Origin of the sequence: Neobacillus thermocopriae (genome assembly GCF_010975035.1) — a bacterium.
Classification (GTDB): Bacteria; Bacillota; Bacilli; order Bacillales; family Cytobacillaceae; genus Neobacillus; species Neobacillus thermocopriae.
Window position 1 is genome coordinate 21,147 of record NZ_JAAIUV010000021.1, and the last position, 12,139, is coordinate 33,285.

Genomic DNA, 12,139 nt, shown 5'->3' on the forward strand with positions numbered 1-12,139 from the left:
AACTTTAGTAGTATACAATAGCTATATAAGAATGTAAAGGAAGGAATTTTTGAATTACGTTAGGCATATTTGTCACCAACCAGCCTCATCTTCATACATTAGCAAGGAGGAGTGGTTCGAGTGAGAATTTTTGAAAGTATCATTAATCATAAGATAAACAATATCTCTGCTGAGGAACTGTTAAAATACGCAGAACAGTTTCATATTTCAGTGACCCCACAGCAGGCGAAAAAAATAGCTACCTATTTAAAAGGAAAAAATATCAATATTTTTAATGACAGGGAACGTACCCAATTAATTAAAGAAATTGCTAAAACTGCTGGACCGGAAACAGCAAGAGAAGTAAATAAACTATTCTTAGAATTAATAAAAAAATAACCGTATAAAAGCTGTGCAAATTCTGCACAGCTTTTTACGGCTCTTATGATTTCATAATCTTATCAAGTAATTCTTCATCAAACTGCTGGCTCCGAAGCATAGCAATTTCATATTTATAAGGAGCCTTTTTATTTTTTTTATCATCACCGACAAACGGGGTTTCCAATATTTTTGGAATGTCTGTTAATTGTGGATGATGGACAATATAATTTAAAGCTTTAAAGCCAATATGACCAAAGCCAATATTTTCATGACGGTCTTTTCGTGTCCCCACTGCGTTTTTACTATCATTTATATGGAGTACCTTTAAACGATCAATACCAATAATTTTATCGAATTCATTTAATACACCATCAAAGTCTTCAACAATATTGTAACCAGCATCATGGGTATGGCATGTGTCAAAACATATGGAAAGTTTATCATTAAATTTAACACCATCAATGATCTTCGCTAGTTCTTCAAAAGACTTGCCACATTCTGAACCTTTTCCCGCCATCGTTTCTAGAGCAATTTGTACTTGTTCTTGACCGGTTAACACTTCATTTAATCCCTCAATAATCTTCTTGATCCCTGCCTCTTCTCCAGCACCAACATGAGCTCCCGGATGAAGGACAATTTGTTTTGCCCCTATTGCTTCCGTACGTTCAATTTCTGAACGAAGGAAACGAACGCCTAACTCAAAGGTATCAGGATTTGAAGTATTACCAATATTGATAATATATGGAGCATGTACAACAATTTCTGAGATTCCATGCTCCTCCATATGTTTTCTTCCTGCTTCAATATTAAGATCTTCTATTTTTTTTCTTCTTGTATTTTGGGGAGCACCTGTATAAATCATAAATGTGTTTGCCCCGTATGAAACAGCTTCTTTACTCGCAGCTAAGAGCATTTCTTTCCCGCTCATAGATACGTGTGAACCAATTTTCAGCATCATATTCTCTCCCATCTATATGATTATTTCTTCTTTTTTAATCTTCGCTGTCTTTTTTTCATTTTCTCTATTTCATACTGCATTTTCTTTTTATAACCCGGTTTTACTTTTTTCGGTTTTTTTATCACAGCTCTTACCAACTGATCTGTCTCATCCTCTGGCTTTACACGAGTTTTACGGCGATTTCGATGCTCTATCTCAATAAACTCTCCATTCTTCAAATCAACATTTTTAAACCGAATTCCCATCTTTTCCAAACGGTTTAATGCATCCTCATCTGATAAATCATAAATGGTTAATGCAATCCCAGCATTACCTGCCCTTGCCGTTCTGCCAACTCTGTGAATATAAAAATCCAAATCGGAAGGTAACTCATAGTTAATGACATGACTAATCCCTTCTATGTCGATACCCCTAGAAGCAAGGTCGGTTGCAACGATATATTGGTACTCCAAATCTCGGATTTGCTTCATCATTTTTTTTCTTTCTCTTGGAGTTAAATCACCATGGACACGCCCTACTTTTAAGCCCTTTTCATATAAGAACTGGGCCACTTCTTCTGCCATTTTTTTCGTATTCACAAATACAATGGCCAAATAAGGGTTGTAGGCAAGGAGAGCATCATGGACAAGTTCCTTTTTATCACGATGTCTTGATGGCAGGAGATAATGCTCTAAATTCGCTTGGGACTTTCTTTTCGGATCAATATGAATCGTTTTCGGATTTTCCATATATTTTTTTAAAAATGGTTTAAGTTTTTCTGGAATCGTTGCTGAAAAAACGAACATTTGTAGGTTTTCTGGCATTTTCGCTGCAACCCTGTCCACATCTTCGATAAATCCCATATCAAGCATCATATCTGCTTCATCAACAACCAAAATATTAGAGGTATGTACAAACAAAGCCTGTTCATTCACTAGATCATTAATTCGACCAGGAGTCCCAACAACAATATGCGGTTGTACCTTTAATTTTTCTATCGTCCTCTGCTTGTCCGTTCCCCCGACAAACAATCTGGTCATAATGGATTGTTCCGGTTGACAATGATCTGTAACTCTTAAGATTTGGTCATAAATTTGAGAGGCTAGTTCCCTTGTCGGAGCTGTAATAACAGCCTGAACTTCTTTTTTATCCGGATTTATTTTTTCTAATATAGGCAGAACATAAGCAAATGTTTTACCAGTTCCCGTTTGGGATTGACCAATCGCACTTTCTCCCTTAATGATCAATGGAATCATACGTTCTTGAATTTCTGTTGGTTCATAAAAACCTAAACTATTTAACGCCTCCATAATGAATGGCTGAAAATGAAACCGTTCAAATTTATTCATGACTTTCATTTCAATTCTCCTTAAAAAATTCTTATTAATGATAGGATGATTTCATTTATACAGATATCTACTATTTATTCCATCAAGTTATTATAGTAAAGTTCTTAATAAATCTCCAGTTATTATCATCTTCTACAATCTATCCGCTTTTGAAACACAGAAAATTATCTAGTCATATGTCGATTACCTAAACCAAATTAGGTATATTGCATATTTTAAACCAAGAGGTTATCAATGAAATTTTGGACTTCTCAAGCGACTTCCTTACTTAATCATAAGTGGAATTCACATTTCTGCCCGTAGGCAATATTCGGAGAGGAGGATACGTATGCAGCAAAGAACTATGTTTCCCATACAAAGAGGGATGGGGCCAAGTGCATTTACAGGAAGAAACCCAATGATGCGGTTTGGCACCAATTCATTTGCTAACGGAAGACCAATGATGGGGCCAGGATTTATTGGCGTAAGAAGGCCGATGATGGGACCACGGGCTACCCCCTTTGGCGGCATGATGGGAAGACAGCACATGGGTGGTGGCGGATTATTATCCAGTCTTTTTGGCAGGAAAAACTCCATGGGTAGCGGATTTATGGGAATGCCTGGTGCAGGTGGAGCACAAAGAACTGGTGGCCTACTTCAATCATTGACATCACCAGGTGGTCTTAATAATTTCTTAAATAATACACAACAAGTATTAAAAACTGCTCAAACTCTTGGACCAATGATACAACAATATGGTCCGCTTGTAAAAAATCTGCCGGCATTGTGGAAGCTATACCGAGGATTAAAAAATGCCGATACAAATGAAACGACTAATACTGAAAAAACGGAACCAATAAAGGATGAATCCACTTCTTTTGAGTTATCAGATAAAAAGAAAAAAAAGAAGAGTGCCTCTGACTCAAACACACGTCCCCAAAATACAGTTCCAAAAGGAACTTCAGTCCCAAAATTATATGTTTGATCAAGAATGCCGTAATAAACGGCATTTTTTTATGGAATAGACTTTGGAAATTGGACTCTTTGTATAATTCCTATTCATTATATATAATAAACATATAATCTAGTAAACAGCCATTCCTAGGAGGATTTTTTTATATGAAAGTTATCAAGATTTCACCGCGTGGCTATTGTTATGGTGTCGTTGATGCCATGGTCATTGCTAGAAATGCGGCTTTAGATAAATCATTACCTCGTCCCATTTATATATTGGGAATGATCGTGCATAACAAACATGTAACTGACGCATTTGCCGAAGAAGGAATTATCACATTAGATGGAAAGAACCGCTTAGATATTTTAAAAAAAGTAGACAAAGGTACTGTCATTTTTACTGCCCACGGAATATCACCTGAAGTAAGAGAGCTGGCAAAAAAGAAGGGGCTTGTTACCATTGATGCAACTTGTCCTGATGTAACAAGAACACATGAACTTATTTATGAGAAGGCAAAGGAAGGTTTTCATACGATTTATATCGGTAAAAAAGGACATCCGGAACCTGAAGGTGCACTTGGTGTTGCCCCTGGAATGGTCCATCTTGTGGAAACACCAGAAGATGTAGAAACCTTGGAACTAAACTATGATAAACTGATTGTCACAAACCAAACTACCATGAGCCAATGGGATGTTGCTGAGACAATGAAAAAAGTACAAGAAAAATACCCTCATGTTGAGGTCCATAATGAAATTTGTCATGCAACACAAATTCGACAAGAAGCCGTTGCAACACAGGCAAAGGAAGCAGATGTGACAATTGTTGTCGGTGATCCGAAGAGTAATAATTCAAATCGGCTTGCTCAAGTTTCTGAGGAAATAGCAGGAACAAAGGCTTACCGAATTGCTGATATTACTGAATTAGAAATTGATTGGATAAAAGATGCAGAAACAGTTGCTGTCACTGCTGGTGCTTCCACCCCAACACCAATAACGAAGGAAGTCATCACCTTCCTTGAGCAATTCGACCCGAATAATAAAGCTACTTGGGAGCGTAGAAAAAAAGTCCCATTAAATAAAATTTTACCAAAAGTAAAAACGAATTAAGTAATGGCAAGTACCCTAGCAGTACTACGATAAGTTAACATCGATTTGCCTTCGGCTTATTATGTTTTATCATATCCTTGTTGGAGCACACTGGGATATAGGCCGAAAATGCAAAATTATTTCTTGTATCAAAAAACCGGTCAGTTGACCGGTTTTTTACTTAAATTGAAATGGATCAGTATTAATTTCTGAAGGGAAAATCTCTACTTCGTAACCGGCTTCGTCACAAAGTTTAAGTAGTATGTTTGTTAGTCCCTTTTTCATGATTTTTTCAACATTATGTCCTGGGTCTATCATATTTAATCCTTCCATCATTGCATCATGAGCAGTGTGGTAATATATATCCCCCGTTACATATACATCTGCACCTTTAAATTTCGCATGCTGCCAATATTTATTACCGTCTCCACCTAATACTGCTGCCTTCGTTACTTTCGTATTCAAATCGCCTACTACGCGAACCTGTTTTACATCAAGAGCTGTTTTTACCTTTTCAGCAAATTCACCAAGAGTCATTTCATCAATTTTTCCAACTCTACCAAGCCCCAATACCTCACCTTTGTTTTCGAGAGGGTAAACATCATAAGCAACTTCTTCATAAGGGTGGGCTTTAATCATTGCTGAAATGACTTTCTTTAGAAGCTTATCTGGGACAATCGTTTCAATTCGAACTTCATCCACTGCTTCTATTTTTCCAGCACTTCCAATATAAGGATTTGTATTTTCACCTGGCATAAATCGGCCTGTTCCACCAGTAGAAAATGAACAATGACTGTAATTTCCAATATAACCAGCACCAGCATCCCCAAGAACACGGAGGAGCTCGTCTGCATGACTCTCAGGAACAAATACCACCAACTTCTTGAGTCCTGTCTCAAATGTCGGAACCAATACTTCCACTTCTTTTAAGTCTAAGGCATCTGCCAGCAAGTCATTGACCCCACCTTTTGCTACATCAAGATTCGTATGAGCAGCATAAACGGCAATATCATGCTTAATCAATTTCTCAATCATTCTTCCCTGTACTGTATCGGTAATAATGTTTTTTAATGGACGAAAAATAGGTGGATGGTGAGCAATGATTAGCTGAACGTCTTTTTCTATTGCCTCATCAATCACATTTTCCAGAACATCAAGTGCAATCATGACACGATTAACTTTCTGGTTTAAACGGCCGATTTGTAGACCTATTTTATCGCCCTCCATCGCTAAGTTTTTCGGTGAAAACTTTTCAAAAAGCTGAATGATTTCATGACCGTTCGGTTTCTTCAAGGTGCAATCCCTCCTTAACCAGTTTGATTTTGTATTCCAATTCCCGTCTTTTTTCAATGGTTTCACGTTTTTGTGCGGCATGTTCAAGCTGTTTGTTAATGCGCTGCCAATTTTTCAGTTCAAGCAACCATTTTTTCTTAAATACCTCGTCTTGTTTTTTAAGAAGAAAAGGCCCCATTAATAATTGTAAATCAATTGTATTATCGTAAGGTCTTTTTGGATCTCCTTTTTCAGCAACCAAAATTTCATAAATTTTTCCGTCTTCCTCAAGAATTTCTTCATTAATAAGTTCCCATCCATTTTCCAATAACCATTTCCGAATGGAAATCGCACTAATATTTGGTTGAAGTATTAAGCGATTAACAGTGCTGAGTTTTTCCTTTCCATTATCTAAAATGTTTGCAATCAAAGTACCACCCATACCGGCAATCGTTATGCAATCCACTTCCCCCGCATGGATAACTTCCAGGCCGTCCCCCATTCTAACTTTAATCATTTCTGTTAATCCTTCGGCCTTTACATTTCGTACTGCTGACTGGTATGGACCTTCTACCACTTCTCCAGCAATAGCAAATTCAATCTGTTGATGTTTTGCTAAATAACAAGGTAAGTAAGCATGATCCGAGCCGATATCTGCAATCCTTGCCCCATTAGGAACATATTTAGCTACAGTTTTCAGACGGACTGATAATTTATTTGAATTCAATTAACACACCACTCTCTAATTAACATTATGTATTCCTAACAAGTATGAATAAATGCCCAAGCACCTATCAGCAGAGTATACCCTGAAGTCTCCAATTAAGTGAAAGGAATTTCGTAGAGCCCGAAGCGATTTGATGTTGATGGATCAAAGGGAGGAGAGTAAAGGCGCCTCACCGCTAGGGCGCTTGTACTAGACCATAATTAAAATAAAAAAATCTTTTCTTCTCTTATAAAAAAGGTCCCTTACATATGCAAAGGACCTAATGTAACCATTTATTATTTAAGCTTCATTAACCAATCAGCCATGGCTGCAGCCTGGTCTTGCTGAACGAGGCCTGCAGGCATTGTGCCTTTACCTTTTGTGACAATTTCCATAATTTCTTCTTTAGAATATTTGTCACCTACACCCTTTAATGGAGGACCAACTGCTCCTTGATATTGATCACCATGGCATCCAACACAAGATTGCTTATAAATATCTTCTGGCTTGGATGCAGCCACTTCTGTTTTCTCTTCTCCTCCACCCTCTTGTTCTTTAGCTAGCTCTTCCGAATCACCAAGGCCTTTGAATGACAACAAAAACATGAGTCCAATTCCAAAAACCATGATCAAGATGTAAGGAATAACCGGATTACGTTTCATGATACAACCTCCCTTATGTATAACCCTCTGTTATAAAAATAATCCAATACAAACAACTATTATTTTACTTTAAAATGTACAGAAGGAAAAGCCCTAAACTTATTTTGTCACTATAATCTTTATATAATGACCCATTTTCTAATAATAAGATCTCTTGGACGATAAATGAAAGGAAGCCGAATCTCTTATTCAGCCTCCTTTTATATTTTCCAATATTATTATTTACATCCAATTAATCTTGAAATCACCATTCTTTGAACCTCAGACGTACCTTCACCAATTTCAAGAAGTTTTGCATCCCGCATCATTCTTTCGACATGGTACTCCTTCATATAACCATAACCACCATGAATTTGTACCGCTTGGTTAGTAACCTCCATACATATTTCCGATGCATATAATTTACACATCGCAGCCTCCTTAGTGAATGGCCTTCCTTGATCCTTCAACCAAGCAGCCTTATAGACCATATTTCTAGCTAACTCAATTTTCATCGCCATATCAGCAAGCTTAAATTGAATCGCTTGGAAAGAAGAAATAGACTTGCCAAATTGCTTTCTTTCTTTTGCATAGGCGAGTGCTTTCTCAAATGCTCCTTGAGCGATCCCTACTGCCATAGCTCCAATCCCTATACGTCCTCCGTCTAAAGTAATTAAAAATTGTTTAAACCCTTCCCCTCGCTTACCTAAAAGATTTTCCACTGGAACTCTTACATCTTCTAACACAAGTTCGGTAGTATTAGAAGAATTTAATCCCATTTTTTCATAATTGTCGATAATCGTAAACCCAGGTGCATCTGTAGGAACAATAATAGCACTAATTTCCTTCTTTCCACCTTTTTCATTCGTGACAGCTGTAAGTGCTAAATGTTTGGCATAGCTGGCATTAGTAATAAAGCATTTATTTCCATTGATAATAAATTCCCCATTTTCTTCTTTGGCAGTCGTCATAGTACCGCCAGCATCTGAACCAGCATTTGGTTCAGTTAACCCAAAGGCCCCGAATGTTTCACCTGTACATATTGGAGTTAAATATTTTTGTTTTTGCTCTTCTGTCCCAAATAAATAAATGGGAGCCCCTCCCAAAGATATATGGGCAGAATATGTGATTCCTGTTGAACCACAAACCCTGCTAAGCTCCTCCACAACTATGGCAAAACTGACGGTATCAGCTCCACCGCCCCCATATTTCTCCGGGAATGGTAGCCCCATCATCCCTAATTCAGCTAATTTCTGAAAAATTTCAAGAGGAAACTGTTTTGTACGATCTCTTTCTATGGCACTTGGAGCTACCACTTCCTCAGCAAACTGACGAATCGTTTTCTTTATCATTTCTTGTTCAGTAGTTAAATCAAAATTCATCTCCATCTCCCCTAACCGACATTTGTATACGCTTTCTTTTTCTATTATAAAAGGAAATGATTGTAATTCTCAAGATTTAAAAATTTCTAAAAATAAAATATTATCTGTATATAATAATATGGTAAGAATTAACAGCGTTTAATTTTTAAATGTTTACTTTGATGCTAGGATCAAATTCCTTTTCTTTTTGCTTTGCCAGCAAAATAAATTTTGAAAAATTTTAAAAAGATAGCCATAAGTCCATTTGCAAAATGAGAGACAATTCAGTAAAATGATTAGCAAGGAAGTGCTTACATTTTTTTTCTAAACTTAAAGCCAAGGATCCAAGTTAGGGGCGTATGGACAATCTAAGGTGAGTCATTTTTGACTAAACATAGGGTGTAAAATTGAAGACGTCTTGAAGCTAACACTAGAAAATTCTCAAAAGCGTAAAGTAATTTTGGTAAAAAAAAGTTTACTCCCCGAAAGGAGTAAACCATTTGATTGAATTATTCTAAGAAATCCTTTAAACGCTTGCTACGGCTCGGATGTCTTAACTTTCTTAGTGCCTTTGCTTCGATTTGACGGATACGCTCACGAGTAACACCAAAAACCTTGCCTACCTCTTCTAGTGTACGAGTCCGTCCATCATCTAAGCCAAAACGTAAACGAAGAACATTTTCTTCTCTGTCAGTCAGAGTATCGAGAACATCTTCTAGCTGCTCTTTTAATAATTCGTAAGCAGCATGTTCTGATGGTGAAGTGGCATCTTGGTCTTCAATAAAATCTCCTAAATGTGAATCATCTTCTTCACCAATTGGAGTTTCAAGTGAAACAGGTTCTTGAGCAATTTTTAAAATTTCCCTAACTTTGTCAGGAGTCAAATCCATATCTTCTGCGATTTCTTCTGGTGTTGGTTCGCGGCCGAGATCTTGAAGTAATTGACGCTGTACACGAATCAATTTATTAATGGTTTCAACCATATGAACCGGAATTCGAATCGTTCTTGCTTGGTCGGCAATCGCACGTGTAATTGCTTGGCGAATCCACCAAGTGGCATAAGTACTAAATTTAAAACCTTTACGGTAATCAAATTTTTCTACTGCTTTAATTAGCCCCATATTACCTTCCTGAATGAGATCAAGAAACAGCATTCCACGGCCAACATAACGTTTAGCAATACTTACAACAAGACGTAAGTTTGCTTCTGCAAGTCGACGTTTTGCTTCTTCATCGCCTTGTTCAATGCGGTGAGCTAATTCGATCTCTTCTTCTGCAGATAATAAGTCCACTCGGCCAATTTCCTTCAAATACATTCGAACCGGATCATTGATCTTCACGCCAGGAGGAACGCTTAGATCATTTAAATCAAACTCATCGTCGTCCTCTTTTGATAATTCCTTGAGGCTTGGATCTTCCTCATCATCACTTTCGCCAACTAATTCAATTCCTTGATCTCCAAGGAATTCGTAAAATTCATCCATTTGGTCAGATTCTAAATCAAAATTAGACATTTTTTCGGCAATATCATCATAGGCAAGGACGCCGACTTTTTTACCCATTTCGGTTAACTGATCTTTTACTTGTTCAAGGGTTAATTCATTCTCAACCTCATTTGAACGGGCTGATTTTTCAGCAGCCATATGGGGGTCTCCTCCTTCCAAAAATCAAAGACACAATTTATAAGACTATAAAGAATTACGCAATTGTTTTATTTCCTCTAAAATGGAAATTGCTTTTTTAAAATCCGTTCTTTCGGCTTCCTTCAGTTCCAACTCTTTTTCCTTTATTTTTAACAATTTTTTATGATTCAACACCTGTTTGATATAATCATGTAGCTCTTGCTCATTTAACTCATCATTTATAGGCATCATTTCAATAGTCGCGACCATTTTCCTAAGATTATCATCTTGTAAATAGGATAAAAATGCACTCACATTAGGTTCTAAATGATCCTCATAATATCCTAACAGGTAAGTTATTATTGCTTGATGTTCATCAATATTAAACGTGTTACCTTGCAATAATTCTTGAATTTTATAGGCTGTATCACGATTTTTTAACATGTGGGCAATTAAACGCCTTTCAGCAGTGTAGTAGGCGGGTTTTAATTCACTGACTTGGTTTTGAATATACAGAGGTTTTCTATTTTTTGTAGCTTTACTCTTTTCTTTCCTTTTTTCGGTAAAGTATATTTGTTTTTCCTGCTGTTTTAATGAATCAAGTGACAGTGAAAACTCTGTTGCCAATTGGCGTAAATAATGATCCTTTTCTACCGCTTTGGTTAACTTACTAATTTCTTTAATAATTTGTTCGATATAGGAAAGTCTATCTCCTTCATTTTGAAGATTTTTTCCTCTTCGAAAGTAAAGAAATTTAAAACCCATCCAGGTGTAACTTGCATCAATTACATCTTTTCTAAATTTCTCTGGACCAAAAGTCTTAATATATTCGTCTGGATCAAACCCATCTGGCATAATCGCTACTTTTACTTGAAAGCCTGCATCATCTAGAAGGTTTCCTGCACGAAATGCAGCCTCAATTCCAGCATTATCAGAATCATAGCAAATGGTGATGGAATGAACGTTTTGGCGCAATATGGCAATATGCTCATCTGTTAAAGAGGTTCCCATAGTCGCAATGCCATTTTCTACACCAGCACGATCGGCCGCAATGCAATCAGCAAATCCTTCAAATAAAACTGCATGTTGTAATTTTTTTATAATAGGTTTGGCAAGATGAAAATTATATAAAATTTTACTTTTATTAAAGATTGCTGTTTCGGGACTATTTAAATACTTTGGCTCATCAGCCCCTAATGATCTCCCAGAAAAAGCAATCGTTTGGCCATGACGGTCAAATATAGGAAACATAATTCGATCCCTAAACCGGTCAAAAAATGTTCCATCTTTTTCTCGCTTTATGATGAGTCCGGCCTTTTCCATCCACTCTGGTGAGAAATCCCTCTTGGCAAGAAATTTAACAACAAAATCCCATGAATTTAAAGAGTAGCCAATTTGAAATTTATCAATAGATTCTTTTGTAAAACCTCTTTCCAAAAGATATTCCAATGCATGCTGGCCTTCTTTTGTATTTACCAATAAATGATGGTAAAATTTCCTTAATAGTTCATGAGCGTCTTTAGCTGCTTGGATTTCCTTAGATGCCTTTTTCTCACCAAGATTAGAGGTGACATTTATTTCAAGTTCGATATTCGCTCGTTCAGCTAGTTTAACAACAGCTTCTTGAAATGAAATTCCCTCTATATCCATGATAAACGAAAAGACATTACCACCAGCTCCACAGCCAAAGCAGTGAAAAATTTGTTTATCAGATGATACTGAAAATGATGGGGTGTTCTCTCCATGGAAAGGACATAATCCGAAGTAATTTCTCCCCTGCTTTTTCAGCCCGACATAATCGCTTACGACTTCGACAATATCGAGTGCCTGACGTATTTGGTCAATTTTCTCTTCGGGAATACGGTCTGCCAT

General features: G+C 36.9%; 11 protein-coding genes. 3 read left to right on the forward strand and 8 right to left on the reverse strand.

What is annotated here, in order from left to right:
- Window positions 1-120: 120 nt before the first annotated feature.
- On the forward strand, window positions 121-378 hold the full coding sequence (locus tag G4Z05_RS12630; protein WP_163252204.1) for a DUF2624 domain-containing protein: 258 nt from the start codon (window positions 121-123) through the stop codon (window positions 376-378).
- A 43-nt stretch (window positions 379-421) separates the two neighbouring features.
- Here the strand turns inward: G4Z05_RS12630 and G4Z05_RS12635 are convergent, their stop codons facing one another.
- Both G4Z05_RS12635 and G4Z05_RS12640 read right to left on the reverse strand, forming a co-directional pair.
- On the reverse strand, window positions 422-1,315 hold the full coding sequence (locus tag G4Z05_RS12635; protein WP_163252205.1) for a deoxyribonuclease IV: 894 nt from the start codon (window positions 1,313-1,315) through the stop codon (window positions 422-424).
- A gap of 23 nt (window positions 1,316-1,338) precedes the next feature.
- Complete coding sequence (locus G4Z05_RS12640; RefSeq protein ID WP_163252206.1) at window positions 1,339-2,655, reverse strand: DEAD/DEAH box helicase; 1,317 nt, start codon at window positions 2,653-2,655, stop codon at window positions 1,339-1,341.
- Window positions 2,656-2,974: 319 nt separating this feature from the next.
- Here G4Z05_RS12640 and G4Z05_RS12645 point away from each other — a divergent pair, with 319 nt between their 5' ends.
- Both G4Z05_RS12645 and G4Z05_RS12650 read left to right on the forward strand, forming a co-directional pair.
- Entirely contained in the window at window positions 2,975-3,610 is a 636-nt protein-coding gene (locus G4Z05_RS12645; protein WP_240465382.1) for a YqfQ family protein, read from the forward strand.
- A gap of 134 nt (window positions 3,611-3,744) precedes the next feature.
- Window positions 3,745-4,686, forward strand: a complete 942-nt coding sequence (locus tag G4Z05_RS12650) for a 4-hydroxy-3-methylbut-2-enyl diphosphate reductase (protein WP_163252207.1) — start codon at window positions 3,745-3,747, stop codon at window positions 4,684-4,686.
- 156 nt (window positions 4,687-4,842) lie between these two features.
- Here G4Z05_RS12650 and G4Z05_RS12655 read toward each other — a convergent pair whose 3' ends face one another.
- The 6 genes from G4Z05_RS12655 to dnaG form a co-directional block, all read right to left on the reverse strand.
- Window positions 4,843-5,958: a Nif3-like dinuclear metal center hexameric protein gene (locus tag G4Z05_RS12655; protein ID WP_163252208.1), complete on the reverse strand. Its 1,116-nt coding sequence runs from the start codon at window positions 5,956-5,958 to the stop codon at window positions 4,843-4,845.
- Complete coding sequence (locus G4Z05_RS12660; RefSeq protein ID WP_163252209.1) at window positions 5,936-6,664, reverse strand: tRNA (adenine(22)-N(1))-methyltransferase; 729 nt, start codon at window positions 6,662-6,664, stop codon at window positions 5,936-5,938. The genes G4Z05_RS12655 and G4Z05_RS12660 overlap by 23 nt, the downstream gene beginning before the upstream one ends.
- 275 nt (window positions 6,665-6,939) lie before the next feature.
- Window positions 6,940-7,305 carry a cytochrome c550 gene (gene cccA, locus G4Z05_RS12665; RefSeq protein WP_163252210.1) on the reverse strand — a complete coding sequence of 122 codons (366 nt, stop codon included), beginning with the start codon at window positions 7,303-7,305 and terminating at the stop codon, window positions 6,940-6,942.
- 218 nt (window positions 7,306-7,523) lie between these two features.
- Window positions 7,524-8,666: an acyl-CoA dehydrogenase gene (locus G4Z05_RS12670; RefSeq protein ID WP_163252211.1), complete on the reverse strand. Its 1,143-nt coding sequence runs from the start codon at window positions 8,664-8,666 to the stop codon at window positions 7,524-7,526.
- Between the two features lie 488 nt (window positions 8,667-9,154).
- Complete coding sequence (gene rpoD / locus G4Z05_RS12675; protein ID WP_163252212.1) at window positions 9,155-10,288, reverse strand: RNA polymerase sigma factor RpoD; 1,134 nt, start codon at window positions 10,286-10,288, stop codon at window positions 9,155-9,157.
- A 45-nt stretch (window positions 10,289-10,333) separates the two neighbouring features.
- A complete protein-coding gene (dnaG, locus tag G4Z05_RS12680; protein WP_163252213.1) occupies window positions 10,334-12,139 on the reverse strand; it encodes a DNA primase in 1,806 nt (601 codons plus the stop codon).

Bases quoted from the DNA above. Each gene is read 5' to 3' on its own strand.
- G4Z05_RS12635 (WP_163252205.1), bottom strand. From the start codon at position 1,315: ATGCTGAAAATTGGTTCACACGTATCTATGAGCGGGAAAGAAATGCTC.
- G4Z05_RS12640 (WP_163252206.1), bottom strand. From the start codon at position 2,655: ATGAAAGTCATGAATAAATTTGAACGGTTTCATTTTCAGCCATTCATT.
- G4Z05_RS12645 (WP_240465382.1), top strand. From the start codon at position 2,975: ATGCAGCAAAGAACTATGTTTCCCATACAAAGAGGGATGGGGCCAAGT.
- G4Z05_RS12650 (WP_163252207.1), top strand. From the start codon at position 3,745: ATGAAAGTTATCAAGATTTCACCGCGTGGCTATTGTTATGGTGTCGTT.
- cccA (WP_163252210.1), bottom strand. From the start codon at position 7,305: ATGAAACGTAATCCGGTTATTCCTTACATCTTGATCATGGTTTTTGGA.
- G4Z05_RS12670 (WP_163252211.1), bottom strand. From the start codon at position 8,666: ATGAATTTTGATTTAACTACTGAACAAGAAATGATAAAGAAAACGATT.
- rpoD (WP_163252212.1), bottom strand. From the start codon at position 10,288: ATGGCTGCTGAAAAATCAGCCCGTTCAAATGAGGTTGAGAATGAATTA.
- dnaG (WP_163252213.1), bottom strand. From the start codon at position 12,139: ATGGCAGACCGTATTCCCGAAGAGAAAATTGACCAAATACGTCAGGCA.